Origin of the sequence: Dyella flava, from assembly GCF_016904955.1 — a bacterium.
GTDB lineage: Bacteria > Pseudomonadota > Gammaproteobacteria > Xanthomonadales > Rhodanobacteraceae > Dyella_B > Dyella_B flava.
In genome coordinates this window covers 16,595-34,701 of sequence record NZ_JADIKE010000035.1, presented here as the reverse complement: position 1 = coordinate 34,701, position 18,107 = coordinate 16,595, and the positions used below count along the sequence as shown (strand labels likewise).

At 62.6% G+C, this 18,107-nt stretch carries 16 protein-coding genes; 11 read left to right on the top strand and 5 right to left on the bottom strand.

Translation table 11 applies throughout. The features are described 5' to 3' along the window. Positions 1-126: 126 nt before the first annotated feature. Entirely contained in the window at positions 127-1,161 is a 1,035-nt protein-coding gene (locus tag ISP19_RS09830) for an agmatine deiminase family protein (protein WP_204681275.1), read from the bottom strand. 134 nt (positions 1,162-1,295) lie between these two features. Continuing rightward, the gene (locus ISP19_RS09825; protein ID WP_204681273.1) at positions 1,296-1,640 is read right to left on the bottom strand and encodes a hypothetical protein; all 345 of its coding nucleotides are present in this window, start codon (positions 1,638-1,640) and stop codon (positions 1,296-1,298) included. A 188-nt stretch (positions 1,641-1,828) separates the two neighbouring features. On the opposite strand from ISP19_RS09825, the gene ISP19_RS09820 reads away from it, so the two are divergent. The 4 genes from ISP19_RS09820 (at position 1,829) to ISP19_RS09805 (ending at position 6,954) form a co-directional block, all read left to right on the top strand. After that, entirely contained in the window at positions 1,829-3,844 is a 2,016-nt protein-coding gene (locus ISP19_RS09820; RefSeq protein ID WP_204681271.1) for an ABC-F family ATP-binding cassette domain-containing protein, read from the top strand. A gap of 4 nt (positions 3,845-3,848) precedes the next feature. After that, positions 3,849-4,769, top strand: coding sequence for a phosphoglycerate mutase (locus ISP19_RS09815; RefSeq protein ID WP_204681264.1), 921 nt, complete (start codon positions 3,849-3,851; stop codon positions 4,767-4,769). After that, positions 4,766-6,487, top strand: coding sequence for a single-stranded-DNA-specific exonuclease RecJ (recJ, locus tag ISP19_RS09810; RefSeq protein WP_204681261.1), 1,722 nt, complete (start codon positions 4,766-4,768; stop codon positions 6,485-6,487). Before ISP19_RS09815 ends, recJ begins: the two co-directional genes overlap by 4 nt. Positions 6,488-6,588: 101 nt before the next feature. Continuing rightward, the gene (locus ISP19_RS09805) at positions 6,589-6,954 is read left to right on the top strand and encodes a SpoIIAA family protein (protein ID WP_204681259.1); all 366 of its coding nucleotides are present in this window, start codon (positions 6,589-6,591) and stop codon (positions 6,952-6,954) included. Between the two features lie 49 nt (positions 6,955-7,003). Here ISP19_RS09805 and ISP19_RS09800 read toward each other — a convergent pair whose 3' ends face one another. Further along, complete coding sequence (locus ISP19_RS09800) at positions 7,004-8,521, bottom strand: DcaP family trimeric outer membrane transporter (RefSeq protein ID WP_204681257.1); 1,518 nt, start codon at positions 8,519-8,521, stop codon at positions 7,004-7,006. Between the two features lie 291 nt (positions 8,522-8,812). On the opposite strand from ISP19_RS09800, the gene ISP19_RS21405 reads away from it, so the two are divergent. The 5 genes from ISP19_RS21405 to lysS all read left to right on the top strand — a co-directional run bounded on the left by ISP19_RS21405 (position 8,813) and on the right by lysS (position 14,008). Beyond that, positions 8,813-8,941 carry a hypothetical protein gene (locus ISP19_RS21405; RefSeq protein WP_275577122.1) on the top strand — a complete coding sequence of 43 codons (129 nt, stop codon included), beginning with the start codon at positions 8,813-8,815 and terminating at the stop codon, positions 8,939-8,941. Between the two features lie 118 nt (positions 8,942-9,059). Beyond that, the gene (gene asnB / locus ISP19_RS09795; RefSeq protein WP_204681255.1) at positions 9,060-10,736 is read left to right on the top strand and encodes an asparagine synthase B; all 1,677 of its coding nucleotides are present in this window, start codon (positions 9,060-9,062) and stop codon (positions 10,734-10,736) included. A gap of 157 nt (positions 10,737-10,893) precedes the next feature. After that, positions 10,894-12,019 (top strand): peptide chain release factor 2 gene (gene prfB / locus ISP19_RS09790; RefSeq protein ID WP_204681254.1). Its coding sequence is split into 2 segments (ribosomal slippage): positions 10,894-10,968 and positions 10,970-12,019, totalling 1,125 coding nucleotides; the frame shifts between segments, so codons are not numbered across the junction. A 44-nt stretch (positions 12,020-12,063) separates the two neighbouring features. Next, positions 12,064-12,381 (top strand): hypothetical protein, encoded by a 318-nt coding sequence (locus tag ISP19_RS09785; protein ID WP_204681252.1) that lies wholly within the window; start codon positions 12,064-12,066, stop codon positions 12,379-12,381. 109 nt (positions 12,382-12,490) lie between these two features. Continuing rightward, positions 12,491-14,008 carry a lysine--tRNA ligase gene (gene lysS / locus ISP19_RS09780; RefSeq protein ID WP_204681250.1) on the top strand — a complete coding sequence of 506 codons (1,518 nt, stop codon included), beginning with the start codon at positions 12,491-12,493 and terminating at the stop codon, positions 14,006-14,008. Positions 14,009-14,095: 87 nt separating this feature from the next. Here the strand turns inward: lysS and ISP19_RS09775 are convergent, their stop codons facing one another. Both ISP19_RS09775 and sbcB read right to left on the bottom strand, forming a co-directional pair. Continuing rightward, positions 14,096-14,782, bottom strand: a complete 687-nt coding sequence (locus ISP19_RS09775) for a DUF2461 domain-containing protein (protein WP_204681247.1) — start codon at positions 14,780-14,782, stop codon at positions 14,096-14,098. Between the two features lie 17 nt (positions 14,783-14,799). After that, positions 14,800-16,245: an exodeoxyribonuclease I gene (sbcB, locus tag ISP19_RS09770; protein ID WP_204681245.1), complete on the bottom strand. Its 1,446-nt coding sequence runs from the start codon at positions 16,243-16,245 to the stop codon at positions 14,800-14,802. A 111-nt stretch (positions 16,246-16,356) separates the two neighbouring features. Between sbcB and orn the strand changes: the two genes are divergently transcribed. Both orn and folP read left to right on the top strand, forming a co-directional pair. Further along, complete coding sequence (gene orn / locus ISP19_RS09765) at positions 16,357-16,917, top strand: oligoribonuclease (RefSeq protein WP_204681243.1); 561 nt, start codon at positions 16,357-16,359, stop codon at positions 16,915-16,917. Between the two features lie 6 nt (positions 16,918-16,923). Further along, a complete protein-coding gene (gene folP / locus ISP19_RS09760; RefSeq protein ID WP_204681241.1) occupies positions 16,924-17,829 on the top strand; it encodes a dihydropteroate synthase in 906 nt (301 codons plus the stop codon). Positions 17,830-18,107 lie beyond the last annotated feature (278 nt).

Sequence of the window (18,107 nt, the reverse complement as noted above, 5' to 3'; positions counted from 1 at the left end):
TTGTGTCCTGTTCGCCACGCTGGCGAAAGCGCAATAGTGTAGCGGGCCGGCCCTTTACCGTCTTGCGACACGCATGGGCCAGACTCGGGATCTCCAGGTTGCGCCCAGTGAGATGGGGCGCGGAAATCAGCCGATCAAGCCTGCCGGCAACTGCATGGTGATGCAATGCAGGCTGCCGTTCTGCCAGATCAGCGGACGGCAGGGCACTTGCACCACCTCGCGGCCGGGATGCGCCTGGCCGATGATGCGGGCCGCTTCGTTATCCATCGCGTCGCCATACGCCGGCACCAGCACGGCACCGTTGACGATCAGGTAATTCGCATACGACGCCGCCAGGCGGCGGCCCTCGTCGACGATCGGCTTGGCCCACGGCAACGGATAAAGCGTGTACGGCTTGCCATCGGAGGTACGAAGCGCGGCGAGTTCCTCGCCCATGCGCTGCAGTTCGTCGTGGTGCGCATCGCCGGCATCGTTGCAAGCCTGATAGACGATGCGTTCACCTGGCGCAAACCGTGCCAGCGTGTCGATATGCGCGTCGGTGTCGTCGCCTTCCAGATAACCGTAATCGAGCCACAGCACGCGCTTGGCGTGCAGGCTGTCGCGCAGGATGCTGCTCATGTCCGCGCGAGACTGCTCCGGGTGACGCTGCGTAAGGCAACGCCAGGTAGTGAGGATCGTGCCTTCGCCATCGCTCTCGATGCCGCCGCCTTCCAGCGCCCAGTCGATGCGCTGGTGTGAGGCCGAGCCGAACACGCCAGCGTCGACCAGCCCTGCGATCAGCGCATCATCCTGTTCGGCGCCAAACTTGCCGCCCCAGCCGGTGAAATGAAAATCGGTGAGCTGGAAACGATTGCCGTCGCGCAAGGTGATCGGGCCGGAGTCGCGCAGCCAGGTATCGTCATAAGGCAGCTCAACGAAACGAATCCGCGTCAGGTCCGCTCCGATCGCTTGCAGCTTTGCCTCGACATGCGCGTGCAGGGTGGCGTCGGCGACCACGATGATCAGCGGCTGAAAGCGCGTCACCGCCGCTGCGAGCGCGACATAGGTGGATTCCACCTCGTCGAGCCGCTCGGCCCAGTCGGTATCGGCATGGGGCCAGGCAATCAGGACGGCGGCCTGCGGCTCCCATTCGGCCGGCAGGCGCAAGCTGGAATCAGTCATGGGGATGACACTCGCGCAGGGGTGATGCCCGGAAGGATCCGGGCTAGGCAAGTGCGCAAGTTTACAAGCAGGTGCGAGGGGCGAGTAGTGAGCGTGCGCCGGCTCGCCTTGCGCAACGGGCCTACTCGCTCCGCTTAATTCACGGCCCCGGGATTCTGGTTATTACCGGCCGGCGTATTCAGCACCGAATGAATCACGTGGCTGCCTTCGAAATACACGATGAAATTGGAGTATTCCCAGCGATTGATGGTGGGATGCTTGGCCGAGTCGCCGCCGCGCGGCGAAAGTTTGCGCAACGGCGCGCCGTAGTCCTTCTCGACCTGGGCCATGGACAGGCCACGCGCCGGCAGGTTCATGCCTTTCTCGTCCTGCACCCGCTGGGTCAGCGTTTCCTGGGCATGGGCCACCTGCGTCACGGCCAGGCCGGTGCTGATGGCGACGGCTGCCAGCAAGGGCAGGTGGTAACGGTGCTTGAACATGATCCCCTCTCCACGCAAAAGCGTTGCTGCGCCGTTGTATCAGAACTGTCTGCGCCACGCCACGAGCAAAGCCGGCAGATGTGACCTGGGCATGATCCGAAACGCTTTGCACGGCCTTCGGTGGGTATGCCCGCCAACCGTTATCATGGGCGGCTACGGGCGTTCAGGCCCGGCTCGAGTCCGCTCCAATGATTGCCTTTCGCCACTTCGCTTTGCGCCGCGGCAGCCGGTTGCTGCTTTCCGATATCGACCTGGTCATCCAGAGCGGCTGGCGCCTGGGTGTGATCGGTCGCAACGGCTGCGGCAAGTCCAGCCTGTTCGCTGCCCTGCAGGGGCAACTGGAAGCCGATGCCGGGGAGCTGGACATGCCGTCCAGGCTGCGCCTGGCATCGGTAGCGCAGGAAACCCCCGCCTTGCCCGATCCGGCGATCGAATACGTGATGGGCGGCGATGTGGAATTGGCCGCCGCGCTGCGCGACGAGTTCGATGCCCAGGCCCGCGGCGACACCGAAGCGATGGCGCGTGCCCATCACCGCATCGAGGAACTGCATGGCTATGACGCGCGGGCGCGCGCCGGCCGCCTGCTGCATGGCTTGGGCTTCAGTCCCGAAACGCACGAACTCGCCGTGCGCGAATTCTCCGGTGGCTGGCGCGTGCGCCTGAACCTGGCGCGCGCGCTGATGGCGCCGTCCGAGTTGTTGCTGCTCGACGAGCCCACCAACCACCTCGATCTCGACGCCGTGCTGTGGCTGGAGGAATGGCTGCGCCGGTACCAGGGCACCTTGCTGGTGATTTCGCACGACCGTGAATTCCTCGACGGCGTCATCACCCACACCCTGCATCTCAATGAGGGCAGGGCAAAGCTCTACACCGGCAACTACAGCGCATTCGAATTGCAGCGTGCCGAGCAACTGCGCCTGCAACAGATCGCCCACGAACGCGAACAGGTCGAACGCGCGCATCTGCAATCGTTTATCGACCGCTTCAAGGCCAAGGCCAGCAAGGCGAAGCAGGCGCAGTCGCGCATGAAGCGGCTGGAAAAAATGGCCGGTACCGAAGCGGTTCGGGCCGAGCGGCCATTCCGGTTCCAGTTTGCCGTGCCGGAGCGTGTGCCCGATTCCATGCTGCAACTGGAAGAAATTCAGGCCGGTTATGCTCTTCCCCCTCTCCCCTCCGGGGAGAGGGCTGGGGTGAGGGGCCAATCTGGCGATGAACCAGCATCAGAGCGCGGCGTTGATATAAATCATCGCGAAAGTGTCCCCTCATCCCAACCCTCTCTCCAGAGGGGAGAAGGAGCAAAGATTGTTCTATCGGACGTACGTTTCCGCCTGGAAGCCGGCGAGCGCATCGGCCTGCTCGGCCCCAACGGAGCGGGTAAATCCACCATGGTCAAAACCCTGGTCGGCGAACTCCCGGCCTTGGGTGGCGAGCGCAAGGCGCACAAGGACCTGAAGATCGGCTACTTCGCCCAGCACACCGTCGAAAGCCTGCGCGAGGGCGCCAGTCCGTTCGACCATCTGCAGGACAAGGCGCCCGGTGTTTCGGCACAGGTGCTGCGCGATTTTCTCGGCAACTGGAATTTCGCCGGCGATCGCGCCTTCGAATCGGTGGACGGATTTTCCGGCGGCGAACGCGCCCGTCTCGCCCTGGCGCTGATCGCCTGGGAAAAGCCGAACCTCCTGCTGCTCGACGAACCGACCAACCATCTCGATCTGGACATGCGCGAAGCCCTGGCCGATGCGCTGGCCGATTTCGACGGCGCGCTCGTGCTGGTGTCGCACGATCGCCATCTGCTCGGCATGGTCTGCGACAGTTTCTGGCGTGTGGCTGATGGCAAGGTCGAGCCGTTCGATGGCGATCTGGACGACTACGCGCGCTGGTTGCGTGCGCGTGGCGGGGCGCCCAAGAAAACCGCCGAAGCTGACGCGAAGCCGGTTGAATCGGCCGCTGATCGGCGTCGCGCCGCTGCCGCGCAACGCGAAAACGAAAAAACCACCCGTCAGCGTGTGAAGAAAATCGAGACGCGCGTCGCCGCAATCGATGCCGACCTGACCGCACTGGAGCAGAAGCTCGCCGATCCGGAAACCTATAACGGTTCCACCGCCGAGTTGATGAAGCTGGGTCAGCGCCAAGCCGAACTGCGCAAGGAAAAGGACACGCTCGAAGCCGAGTGGCTGGAGCTTTACGAACTATTGGAAGCCTGAGCCAATGGCGGATCTAGCCTCTCGTCCATTGGAATGCTGGCTGCCCGACCTGCAGCGTTTTGATTCGGCGCATCCGGTGCGAGCGCTGCTGCCACGCGCGGATCGGTTGGATAACGGCGCCGTCGGTTATCTCGGTGGCCTCGCCGGCTATTTTCAATGCACTGAGGGCATGCCCGCGGCCGCGCTTACGCGCGAACACCTGCTAGGCGATGCCGGTACCGCCAGTTGGCTGGGTGCCGATCCGGCCTGGGTGCAGCCGGATCTCAGCGGCGCGCGACTGCTTGCCTGTGGCCAATTGCAACTGAGCATGGCTGAAGCGCAGGCATTGGCTGAACCCTTGAAGCCGGTGTTTAGCGACGCCGGCATGGAACTGGAAATTTCATCGCCCGACCGCTGGCACCTGCGCTTGCTGACGCCAATGCCTTTGCCGGATTTCGCTGCGCCGGAACAGGCGCTGGGCGAGGACCTCTACGAACATCTGCCACAGGGACCGGATGGCCGCCGCTGGCGTGTCCTGTTGAATGAGGTACAGGTGTTGCTGCATCAGCATCCGGCCAATGCGCAGCGCCGTGCGCGCGGTTTGCCGCCGGTCAACAGCGTGTGGCTGTGGGGTGGTGGTGCGCTGCCTTCGCGTGTGGGCACAACGTTGTCGGGCGTGATGGGCGAAGACGTGCTTTTACTTGCCCTGGCAAAGCGGGCCGGCATTGCGGTGCAGCCCCGTGATCAAGCGTCCGTGAGCGCCGCACAAGCGGGTTGGTTGATCGATCTGCAGGATCTGACCGCCGACGATATCGCCGCCAACTGGTGGCCGCTGTTGCAGGTGCAGACCAGGCGCCAGCCGCTGATGTTGAGCTTTGCCAGCGGCGAACGCTGGCTTATACGCCCCTGGCATCACCTGCGCTTCTGGCGGCGGGCCGCACGATGAGCAAACTGCAACTGCGGCGGCGTCCATTGCTGGGCGAACCGGCGGGATGGGGCGATAGCCTGCATCCGCTGCTGCAACGCATTTATGCCGCGCGCGGCGTATTCAGTCCGGAGCAGGCCGAGCATCGTCTGAACCGCATGCTTTCGCCGCAACAGCTCGGCGGCATGCAGCAGGCCGTCGATTTGCTGGCACAGGCGATCGGCGATGAGGCGTCGATCATGATCGCCGGTGACTACGATTGCGATGGCGCCACCGGCACCGCGGTCGCGGTACGTGGTCTGCGCTTGCTCGGCGCGCGCCGGGTCGATTACACGGTGCCAAACCGGTTCGTGCATGGCTACGGTTTGACGCCGGAGCTGGTGGCGTCGTTACCCGATCACGTGCAGCTTATCGTCACGGTCGATAACGGTGTTGCCAGTGTGGCGGGCGTTGCCGCCGCGCGGGCGCGTGGCATGCGCGTCATCGTCACGGATCATCATCTACCGGGCGAATACCTGCCTGCGGCCGACGCCATCGTCAATCCCAATCTGCACGGCGATGGTTTTCCCAGCAAGGCGCTGGCCGGTGTCGGGGTGATGTTTTATGTGCTGCTCGCCTTGCGCGCACACCTGCGCGAACAAGGCCGCTTCGGTGAGAATGCCGCGCCGGATCTGTCGGTGTTGCTGGATCTGGTTGCGCTGGGCACGGTAGCGGATCTGGTGCCACTGGATTTCAACAACCGTGTGCTGGTCGAAGCCGGCATGAAGCGTCTACGCAGTGGCCGCGGTTGCGCGGGCATTACGGCGCTGATCGAGGCTAGCCAGCGCAACGTTGCCACGCTCTGCACCAGCGATCTCGGCTATGCAGTCGGCCCGCGCTTGAATGCCGCCGGGCGCCTGGAAGACATGCGGCTTGGCGTGGAATCCCTGCTGACCGATGACGCCCGGCAGGCGCGCCATTACGCCGAGTTGCTCAGTTCGATCAATCAGGAGCGCCGCGAGCTGCAAGCGACGATGGTGGCCGAGGCGGAGATCATGGTCGCCCAGGCCGCTCGGGTGGACGATCGCGTCGTTGGCGTGAGCTTGTTTGAGCCGAGCTGGCATGCGGGCGTGGTCGGCTTGGTCGCCTCGAAACTGAAAGAGCGGCTGCATCGTCCGGTGATCGCCTTCGCCCCGGCAGCTGAAGACGATCCTGATCATTTGCGCGGCTCGGCGCGTTCGATTGCCGGGTTTCATATCCGCGACGCCCTGGCGGCGGTCGACGCGCAGCATCCCGGCCTGATCGAGCGCTTCGGCGGACACGCCATGGCTGCCGGCCTGAGCTTGCGTGCGCAGGACTATCCACGCTTCGCCACCGCTTTCGATGCCATCGCCAGCGAATGGCTGAGCGAGGAACAGCTGCAGGCCGTGCTTTACACCGACGGCGAAATGCCTGCCGGTCTGTTTACCCTGGATATGGCGCGCATGCTGCGCTATGCCGGCCCGTGGGGCCAGGCTTTTCCGGAGCCGGTGTTCGAAAACCGGTTCGAGTGTTTCAGCTGGAAGCAGATGGGCGAAAAGCATCTGCGCATGAGTTTGCGCGATCCGCGCGACGCTGCACTCTATGACGCCGTGATGTTCAACGCCTACGACGGAACGCCACCGCCAAGCATGTTGCGTGCGGCGTATGAGTTGACCATCAATGATTGGCAGGGGCGCGAATCGCCACGCTTGTTGCTGCGCTATATCGAGGCGGTTTGATCGTTTTCAGGCTGTGCTGAACGCATCTTTCACATCTCGTCACTTGTGCCGCTGTGCAAATCGCGTTTGGATAACGCAAACCGCTGCAAGGGGTGATCGCCATGATCGAGCAACTGCCCAATCTGCCAGCCGGCATCCTGGGTTTTCGCATGCGCGGCATTGTTACCGCTGACGACTATGAGAGTGTGATGGTGCCCGATATCGAGGCGGCCTTTGCACTCAATCGCAAGCTGCGCCTGGTGATCCACCTCGGCGAGGATTTCACCGGCTTTGCGCCGGGCGCCATGTGGGACGATGTCAAACTGGGTTTTCGCCATATCTCCGGCTGGGAACGCACCGCCCTGGTCACCGATGTCGGCTGGGTACGCGTGATGTCGAGCATGTTCGGCTTTGCCATGCCGACACATTTCAAGCTTTTCACCAATGCCCAATTCGACGAGGCGCTGCGCTGGATGGCAACGCCTTAGGCCAGCAGGCAGGCAAGTGTGGGGCAGGCCGGTTGACCTGCCCGCAACCTCACTTGATGAAGCTGTACTGCACCGAGCCCTGGATGCGCGTGTCGTCGTTGGTGCGATTGTCCTGTTCCCACAAGCGGCCATGCAGCACTTCGACGCCCGCGGTAAAGGTGGGAGCGGGCGTCCAAAGCAGATTGAGCGCGCCGTAATCGCTGTGATGGAACACGTCGTCGGCCAGCAAGGGTGAGTTCTGGATGCGCGCAATGCCGTACACCAGATTGCTGCGCCAGTTGCTGCTCCAATAGTGTGCAAAGGCCACATGCGCGCCCACGCCGTCGAGCGGATGGAGCTTGCCATCCGGCCCCACCACGGCATCCAGATTGAGGCCGCCGGTATCGGCCAGATAGCGTGCGATGCCTCTGCCCCAGGCAGCCCCGAACATCAGCAAGTCGCTGTAGGGATCGGAAGGGCCGACCTTGAACGAGCCGCTCAGCTGTGCGCCCCCGCCGACCACGCGATCGCTTTGCTGGTAATCGGTATAGCCGAGCTGCCGCACCACACCGCCAAATTGCACATGCCCCCAACCACCCTCCGTGCGTACGGCCAGAACCAGATCGGGTACGTGCTGCGTGCCATGCGGGGTGTCGACGACCACATCGGGAGCAACCGGTTGATACAGGCTGACTTCCGAAGTCGGTTGCTCGGCTGCAATCGTCAGGCTGCTGTTTTCACCCAGCCGGAAAAACTGGTGGATGCCGGCCTGACGCGGTGCGATGGCGCCGGGCGGACCTTCAAAATCCAGCGTGTCGGGCAGCGAATCCAGATCGGCAAAGGCTGACCAGCCAAAGCCTGCGTAGGTGTTGCCGAGTTGCCCATAAGCTTGGCGCAGGCGTAATCCATAGTTGCCCGCACCGCCGCCGAACAGGTCGGTCTCGAAATAGAAGCGCAGGCTTTCGTCGAAAATCGTCGGCCGCCGGATTTCCATGCTGAGGCGGGTCTGGCGCGCCTGCATGGTGAAGTTGCCGCTGTCGTCATGCGGCTTGGGCACGGGGATGGTCGAAGTGACAAACGCATCGGGGTAGCCAATGGCGCCGGTGTCGTAGATGGCATCAAGCTTGGCGTAGCCACCCAGACGAATCAGTGTTTCAGTGCCAGGGATCTGCACGAAGCCTTTCAGATCCGGATTGGTCGGCGGCGCCTCGTTATCGATACGCGAGGCAGAATCCTCGTTTTCAGAAACGCTTTGCTCCGGTGGCAGGGGCGAGCGTTCCGCATCGGAGAGTTCCAATGCGTTGACCTGTCCGCTAGGCACTTCGGTGAGCTTGGCGGCAGGTGGCGTTACCGCAGCAGGAGCTGGGCTGGCGGCGCCTGCCGGTGGTGCGTTAGCTGCCGTGGCGGGTAGGGCTGCTGACGTCGCCGGAGCTTTTTCAGCGCGCAGTTCTTTCACCTCGGCCTGCAGTTCCTTGACCGTGGCTTGCAGGTCATCCACTTCTTTTTGCAGTTTCTGCGTTTGCGTCTGGTCCTGCGCATGGGCAGGCGAGAGCGCAGCGAGAAGCAGCAAGGCCGTCAGACATTTCATTCGCATCGCTCGCTCCCTTTATTGAGCGTACGACCTGCACCGAAGGTAGTGAGGCAATGCACACCAACGTTCTACTGCGGCACTTCAATGTCCCCTGGCCATCTTGATCGACCGGCGCTAGGCCGGGATTGGACGGCTATAGCCCCAATCTCAGCAAATGTGAGGCTAACACCGCGTGAAAAATGGCGGCCGGTTGTTTGTCCCACGGCTTGTCATGGAGGCGGCGCGTGGTTGCCTGTATCAAAGCTGTTACAGCTTGCGCGCGAGCCTGGCATGTGCTGTAGTCGAGCCATGGACACTTTCGCCACCACCCTGCTTTTCAGCCTTACCGCTCTCGCGGTGGCTATGTGCATGGCTGCCGTCGGCCTGAATAACAACGCCAATAACAATACCCGTCACTACGGGTGGGCCGGCGTGTAGACGAAAGCAACAACCATACACACGCAAAAGGGCCCGCCAAGTGCGGGCCCTTTTGTTTTTGTCGCTTCACCACCGCTTGCCGATCCACCCAACGACCGACGGATCAAAGGAACCTGCCATGTGTGCCATCTTCGGAATCTTCGACCTTCAGCCGGGCGACGACCTGGCTGCGTTACGCCAGCTGGCGTTGGAACTCTCGCAACGCCAGCGTCATCGCGGACCGGACTGGAGCGGTGTCTACGTCGATGCCGGCGTGATCCTGGTCCATGAACGCCTGGCCATTGTCGATCCGGCCAGCGGCGCCCAGCCGCTGCGCTCGCGCGATGGCCATCTGGCCCTGGCGGTAAACGGCGAAATCTACAACCACCGCGAATGGCGGGCGAAAAGCGACTACGACTTCACCACCGGTTCGGATTGCGAAGTGATCAACGCGCTCTACCAGCAACACGGCGCGGAATTCCTCAACAAGCTCAACGGCATTTTTGCCTTCGCCTTATGGGACGGCGATGCGCAGCGTTACCTGATCGCGCGCGACCCGATCGGCGTTTGCCCGCTGTATTGGGGACACGATGGGCAAGGGCGCCTTTGCGTCGCCTCGGAAATGAAAGCGCTGGTCGGCATCTGCGCTGACGTCACACCATTTCCACCCGGGCATGTCTACGACAGCGCCAGCGGCGAATTGCAACGTTATTACCAACGTCCCTGGCGCGATTACGCCGCGACGAAAGGCCAGTCACCGGGACCGGGCGAACTGCGCAAGGCGTTCGAGCAAGCCGTGCATCGCCAGCTGATGACCGACGTACCTTACGGCGTGCTGCTATCCGGCGGCCTCGATTCCTCGCTGGTCGCCGCGTGCGCGGCCCGCTTTGCCCGCGAGCGAATCGAAGACGGAGACCGCAGCGAAGCCTGGTGGCCGCGCCTGCATTCCTTCGCCATTGGCCTGGACGGCTCGCCCGATCTGGCGGCCGCGAAAGTGGTGGCCGATGCGCTGGGCACCGTGCATCACGGTTTTGTCTACACCTTCTGGGAAGGGCTGGACGCGCTGCCGGAAGTGATCCGCCATATCGAAACCTATGACGTCACCACCATTCGCGCATCCACCCCCATGTACCTGCTGGCACGCCGCATCAAGGCGATGGGCGTGAAGATGGTCCTGTCGGGTGAAGGCTCGGACGAAATCTTCGGCGGCTACCTGTATTTCCACAAAGCACCATCCGCCGAAGCCTTCCATGAAGAAACCGTACGCAAGATCGACGCCTTGCACAGCTACGACTGTCTGCGTGCCAACAAATCGATGATGGCCTGGGGCGTGGAAGCGCGCGTTCCCTTCCTCGATCTGGAATTCATGGAAGTGGCCATGGGCATGGACGCCGCGCACAAGATGGTGGGTAAGCGTCGCATCGAAAAAGCCGTACTGCGCGAAGCCTTCGATGGCGCATTGCCGGAGTCGATCCTGTGGCGGCAGAAGGAACAGTTCAGCGATGGTGTCGGCTATGGCTGGATCGATGGCCTGAAGGCGCATGCGGAACAGGCGATCAGCGATCGCGAATTTGCCGCCGCCGCGGCGCGTTATCCCTTCAACACGCCGGCCACCAAAGAGGCGTATCTGTATCGCCGGATCTTCGAGAAGCATTTTCCAGGCGAAGCCTGCGCGGCCACGGTGCCGGGCGGCAAGTCGATTGCGTGTTCCTCGCCGGCGGCGCTGGCATGGGATCCCGCGTTTGCCGCGATGGCCGATCCATCCGGGCGTGCCGTGCGTGACGTCCATGCGCACGCACTGGAGGCCACCGCGTAACCCTCTTGCAAAACACCGCCGCCCCCTGCGTACTCCGGGAAACCACCTGCGGTGCGCAAGGGGCGCGGCTCAGCTAGGCGTGTGAATGGCGGGTTTGCTACGATAACCGTTTGATTCGCGCCCGCATGGGCGCCCGCCATATCAGGTTTAGCCCAACATGATCGAAACCAATCCGATCCTTGCGCAGATCGCGGACCTCAAGGGCCGCATCGAGTCGCTTAGGGGGTATCTTTGACTACGCCACCAAGCGTGAGCGTCTGGAAGAAGTAAGCCGCGAACTGGAAAGCCCCACTGTCTGGGACGATCCGCCGCGCGCACAGGAACTGGGCCGTGAACGCGCCCGCCTCGACACCATCGTCAGCGGCATCGACCGCATCACCTCCGGCCTCGACGACGCCGGCGAACTGCTGGAAATGGCCGCCGCCGATGGCGACGAGGCCACCGTGCAGTCCGTGGTCGAAGACGTCACCAAGATCGACGCCGACGTCAGCAAGCTGGAATTCCAGCGCATGTTCTCCGGCAAGATGGACTCGGCCAACGCCTTCGTCGACATCCAGGCCGGCGCCGGCGGCACCGAAGCGCAGGACTGGGCCGAAATGCTGCTGCGCATGTATTTGCGGTGGTGCGAAGCGCGCGGCTGGAAGGTCGAGCTGATGGAAGCAAGCGCGGGCGAAGTGGCTGGCATCAAGTCCGCCACCTTTCGCGTGGAAGGCGATTACGCCTATGGCTGGCTCAAGACCGAAATCGGCGTGCATCGCCTGGTGCGCAAAAGCCCGTTCGACTCCGACAACCGCCGCCACACCAGCTTCACCTCGGTCTTCGTCTCGCCCGAAGTCGACGACGACATCGACATCGAGATCAACCCGGCCGACCTCAAGACCGACGTGTACCGCTCGTCCGGCGCCGGTGGTCAGCACGTCAACAAGACCGAATCGGCCGTACGTATCACCCACGTGCCCAGCGGCGTCGTGGTGGCCTGCCAGACCGAACGCAGCCAGCACGCCAACCGCGACCGCGCGATGAAGATGCTGAAAGCCAAGCTGTACGAGATCGAGATACAAAAGCGCAACGCCGAGAAGGACGCGCTGGAAGCAACCAAATCCGACATCGGCTGGGGCAGCCAGATCCGCAACTACGTACTGGACCAGAGCCGCATCAAGGACCTGCGTACCGGCATCGAGCGCACCGATACGCAGAAAGTGCTCGATGGCGATCTGGACGAATTCGTCGAAGCCAGCTTGAAATCCGGCCTGGATGCCGGAGCCAAGCGTCTCGATGCATGAATAATAGGTGTGCCTGACCTGACCCCCGAGCATGGAGTCACCGCATGAACGGCAAGAAGATCTGCGCAATCCTGCTAGTGTGCTCCGTGTTCGCGTTGGTCACTTATCAGGCCGATGCGCAACCCGCCCAGACCGTCAAGCAGGATGCGAAGGATGCCGGCAAGGGTATCGGCAACGGCGCGCGCGAAGTGGGCCACGGCACTGCAAACGTCGCCAAATCGATCGGCCATGGCACGGCGAACGCCGCCAGGACGGTTGGACATGGCGCCGCGGACGTCGGTCACGGCATTGCGCACGGTGCACGCGAGGGCTGGAACGCCACCACGCACGCGGTCAAGCACGTGTTCCACAGCGGTGATTGACGAGTGTGCTGTTCTGGATGAAAGCTTGCCCGCACTGTTTTTACAACCAAGCGACATATAACAAGGCGTTCGGCAGCTGCTGCGAGCGTCGGCTGCCAATGGAATCTCCATGACCGAACCCACCGACAACCTGCCCATCGACGAAAACAAGCTGATCGCCGAGCGCCGCGAAAAGCTGCGGGCGCTGCGGGAGCAGGGCATCGCATTTCCGAACGACTTCAAGGTCGACGCCTTTGCCGGCGATCTGCAAACGGAATTTGCGGACAAAGACACCCACACCGCCGAAGCGATCGAAGCCGCTGGCCGCCGCGTCAAAGTCGCCGGCCGCATCGTGCTCAAGCGCGTGCAGGGCAAGGTCAGCTTCGTGCAGATGCAGGACTTCTCCGGCCGCATCCAGCTGTTCATCCACGCCGGTACGGTCGGTGACGTGTACGAAGCGTTCAAGAGCTGGGACGTCGGTGACATCGTCGGCGCCGAAGGCGTGCTCATGCGCACCAAGACCGGCGAGCTGTCGATCAAGGTCAATGAGCTGCGCCTGCTGACCAAGAGCCTGCGTCCACTGCCGGACAAGTTCCATGGTCTGTCCGATGTGGAACAGCGTTATCGCCAGCGTTACGTCGACCTGATCGTCACCGAGGAAGCACGCCGCACCTTCGCGCTGCGCTCGAAGATCATCGGCTACATGCGCAAGTGGCTGGAAGCCGAGCCGCGCCGCTTCATGGAAGTGGAAACGCCGATGATGCACATCATCCCCGGCGGCGCCACCGCACGCCCGTTCATCACCCATCACAACGCACTGGATATCGATCTGTACCTGCGCGTCGCGCCGGAGCTGTATCTGAAGCGTCTGGTCGTGGGCGGCTTCGATCGCGTCTACGAAATCAACCGCAACTTCCGCAACGAGGGCGTGTCCACCCGGCACAACCCCGAATTCACCATGCTGGAGCTGTACCAGGCCTACGCCACCTATCACGAGATCATGGACCTCACCGAGTCCGTGATCCGAGACACCGCGAAGAACGTGCTCGGCACCACCGAGCTCAGCTGGGAAGGCACGAACATCGACGTTGGCCCGGCGTTCCGCCGCTGGCGCATGGAAGATGCCGTGCTCGAACTCAACCCCGAGATCAAGCGCGAAGAACTGCGCGATCGCGAAGCCATGGCTGCCCATGCCAAGCGCCTGGGTGCGCAGGTCAAGCCGGGTTATGGCTGGGGCAAGCTGCTGCTGGAAATCTTCGAGAAGACGGTGGAACACACCCTGGTGCAACCCACCTTCATCACCGACCACCCGGTGGAAGTGTCGCCGCTCGCCCGCGAAAACGACACCGACAAGGGCATCACCGATCGCTTCGAACTGTTCATCAACGGCAAGGAGCTCGCCAACGGCTTCTCCGAATTGAACGATCCGGAAGATCAGGCTGCGCGCTTCCAGGCGCAGGTGGATGCGAAGGATTCCGGCGATGACGAAGCCATGCACTTCGATGCCGATTACATCCGTGCGCTGGAAGTGGGCTTGCCGCCCACCGGTGGTCTGGGCATCGGCATCGATCGTGTGGTGATGTTGCTCACCAATTCCGCATCGATTCGCGATGTGTTGTTGTTCCCGTACATGCGCCCTGAAGCGTAATGCGCGCTCTCCCTCTCTCCAAAGGGGCGATGAAGAAAAGTACGAACGCTAATACTCCCTCTCCCCTCCGGGGAGAGGGAGTAAACGCTAGAAATCCAGCTCCTGCGCCGCACACAAATAATCAATCATCGGCGCAATCCGCTTATAGCTCTCCACCATATACGGCAGCAGCTCCGCCGAGCAGGCCAGCGATTCGTCAAAACCTTCCCCCGCCGCAAAATCCTTGCGCTTCAAATCCTCCATCAACTCGTGCTCCGGATCGAAGCCACGCGGCGGACGCGTAAGCGACTCACCCCCGAACTCGAAATGCTCGCGGAAAACCTTGCTCTGCGTCGCGCGTTTCCACGCCGCCGGATTGTCCGCCAGAAAAGCACGAATCCGCTTCAACGCATCCGACTCCGGATGCCACATGCCACCGCCGACAAAACAATCACCCGGCTGGATGTGCACATAAAACGACGGCGCCGGAATCTCATGCCGACGCTCATGAAAAAAACGCGCGCTAGCCCACGGTTTGTACGGATCCTTGTCACCCGAAAAACGCGTATCGCGATAAATGCGAAACAGCGAACCACCGTTCTTGCGCGGATCGGCACGGTAATGCTGGCTGATCTTCGCCAGCGGACCCTGCATATCGGTAATCAGTTGCAGGAAGGGGTCGCGCACGTCGCGTTCGTATTCGGCCTTGTGTTTCAGAAACCATTCGCGATTGTTGTTGCGTGCCAAGGCACGTAGAAACTTGAAAGTGGCGGGCGTGAAATAAGCGCTGGGCATGGGTCCAAATCCGAGGGTCAGGCGGCAATGCCGGCTTCGGCGGCGAGCTGTTCGCCCCAGGCCTGAAGCTGGTCGAGCAGGGCATGTTTATCGTTGTGGGCGGGATCGCTGCGCAGCGTGTTCAGCTGCTCAAAGTAGTCACTCAGCGTCAGCGTAGTCAGCGGGGTAGGGCGTGTAAGACGTTCGGTGCGGAAACTCTCCCAGCGCGCGCGTTCGTCGGCAGACAAGGTGTTCGGCCAGTTGCGCGCGCGATAGCGAAATAGCAGTTCGGCGTAGCGCGGGTCGCGAAATGGGAACGCTTGCTGCGCCAGTTGCTCCGGTGGTGTCGTACGCACGTCGCGCAGCAGGCGCTTGTCGGCATCGGGCAGGAAGCTGCCGTAAAGCGCCAGTTCCGGATCTTCCGGTGGTGGCAAGTCGGCAGCCTGCTGAAAGATGCGCCGCAGCTTATCGCCCAGGCCGGCCGCGGCACGCAAGGTGTCGGCATGCGCAAGACAACGATCCAGATCCAGTTGCAGTCGCTGCATATCCGCGCCTTTCAGCACCGACAGCGGCGCCAGTGCAGGCGAGCGGTTGGCATGGATGGTACGCAGCGGAATCCGCTCCACGCCTTCGGGCAGATCGGCGCGCGGTGTGAACATGCGGTCGGCGATCTCCTCGACATCCAGGCTGAGCAGGTCGCTCGGATCCTGTGCCAGGTCGTACACAATAATTTCACCCGAGCGGCTCGGATGCACAGCCAGCGGCACGATCACCGCAAGGCAGTAGCGGCTGGCCGGATAGCGCGAAGACACATGCACCAGCGGCGTCATGCTGGTCACATCCAGCAGTTCGAATACGCGCTGCTTGCGGCGCAACGCGTAATGCCAATCCCACAGTCGCGGCTGGCGCACCCGGATCAGCCGGGCCAGATCGATCAGCGCATGCACGTCCGACAAGGCATCGTGCGCGCGTTCCTGTTGCAGGTGATTGGCGGTGGCCAGATGCTCCAGCTTGAAGCTCGGCGCGCCATCGTCATGCGTCGGCCACACAATGCCCTCCGGGCGCAAGGCCGCGCACATGCGCACCAGGTCGATCAGATCCCAGCGCGAATTGCTGTTTTCCCATTCGCGTGCATAGGGCTCGAAGAAGTTGCGGTAGAACAGCTGGCGTGAGAATTCATCGTCAAAGCGCAGCGAGTTATAGCCCACGCCACAGGTCCCCGGTGCCGCCAGCTGCTCGTGCACGCGCGCGGCGAACTCGGCTTCGATCACGCCTTCCTGCTCGGCCTTCTGCGGGGTGATGCCGGTGATCAGGCAGGAGATCGGGCCGGGCGGCATCTCGTGGGGCGGCTTGCCGTAGAACATCACCGGTTCATCGATGATTTCCAGCTCCAGATTGGTACGGATACCGGCAAATTGCACCGGACGATCCCGTCGCGTGTCCGTACCGAAGGTTTCGTAGTCGTGCCAGAAGAGGGTCTGCATGCCCGGAATGATCGCATGAAGCGGCAAGGGGGCAACCCGCGTACGAGACGGGGCATGTGAGGGGCCATCCCTCACCCCCGCTTTGCTAGACTGCCCGCCTCGGGAGGGTGCATGAGTCAAGCCAACGAAGACAATCTCATCTGGATCGATCTGGAAATGACCGGTCTGGATACCGATAACGATTCGATCCTCGAAATCGCCACCATCGTCACCGACAAGGATCTGGTCATCCTGGCCGAGGGTCCTGTCTTCGCGATACGCCACGAGGTGGAGCGGCTGGAGGCCATGGATACCTGGAACCGCAACCAGCATCGCCGTTCCGGCCTGTGGGAGCAGGTGATCAACTCCAGCGTCACCCACGCGGAGGCCGAGCAGGCCACGCTGGAATTCCTCAAGCCATGGGTGGTCCAGGGCAAGTCGCCGATGTGCGGCAATTCCATCTGCCAGGACCGCCGTTTCATGCACCGGCAGATGCCGCTGCTGGAGCGCTTTTTCCACTACCGCAATCTTGATGTATCCACGCTCAAGGAACTGGCCCGCCGCTGGTCACCGAGCGTGGCCCGTGGCTTCAACAAGGATTCGGCGCATACGGCCTTGTCGGATATCCGCGACTCCATCGACGAGCTGCGCTACTACCGGCAGTTCATGGGCCAACTGGGCGGCGCGGAGTAAGGCGGCATGTCGATCGATCTGTTCGCCACCGTGCTCGACTGCAACGGCCGTCCCTTGACGCTGGACCGCCCGCGCGTGGTCGGCATCGTCAACGTCACCCCCGATTCGTTTTCCGATGGCGGCCAGTTTGCCGATCTGGAATCGGCTGTCGCCCACGGTTTGCGACTGACGGAAGAGGGTGCGGACATGCTCGACATCGGCGGCGAATCCACGCGCCCCGGTGCGGCCGATGTATCCGTCGAAGACGAATTGCAGCGCGTCATTCCGGTCATCGAACAACTCGTCGCGCGCACGTCCCTGCCCATCGCCGTCGATACCTCCAAGCCCGAGGTGATGCGCGCCGCCGTGGCCGCCGGCGCCGGCATGATCAACGACGTCTACGGCCTGCGCCGCGAAGGTGCGATGGATGCCGTGGCCGAACTGCGCGTGCCGGTCTGCCTGATGCACATGCAAGGCGAACCGCGCAGCATGCAGGACGAACCGCATTACGACGACGTGGTGGGCGAAGTCCATCGCTTCCTCACCGACCGCCTGTTCGCCTGCGAGCTGGCGGGTATCGACCGGCGCAAAGTGATGGTCGATCCCGGCTTCGGCTTCGGCAAAGACCTCGAACATAACCTGGAACTGCTACGCAAGCTGGAACGCTTCAGCGACCTGGGCAGCGGTGTCTACGTTGGCCTGTCACGCAAATCGATGATCGGCACGATCACCGGCCACACCAACCCCGCCGACCGCGCCGCCGGTTCGGTGGCCGCGGCCTTGATCGCCGTGCAACGCGGTGCGCGCATGGTGCGCGTGCACGATGTCGCCGCCACGGTGGATGCGTTGAAGGTGTGGCATGCCGTGCAGTCCGGCGACAAGCCGGAGCGGAAGGATGTGCCCAAGGCACCGCGCTGGCCGGATGATGATTGAGTGCCGGCAGCGCTCTTCATATTTATCGGTCCGGGCTTTGCAGGACGAAGCCAGGAGGCCATGCTCCAAGCTTGAACCTGGCCACCATGTTGCCACCCCGTCGTCCCGGCGCAGGCCGGGACCCAGCGACTTCGGTGCGGAAAGACACTGGATCCTTGCCTGCGCCGGGACGACGATCGGTGTAAGGAAGTGACCCTTTGAATGTGCAAGCCTTGAGTGCGCATTATTGGGACAGCAGAGAGTAAAACGCTTAGGCTGCTTTATCACCGGATTGTTGG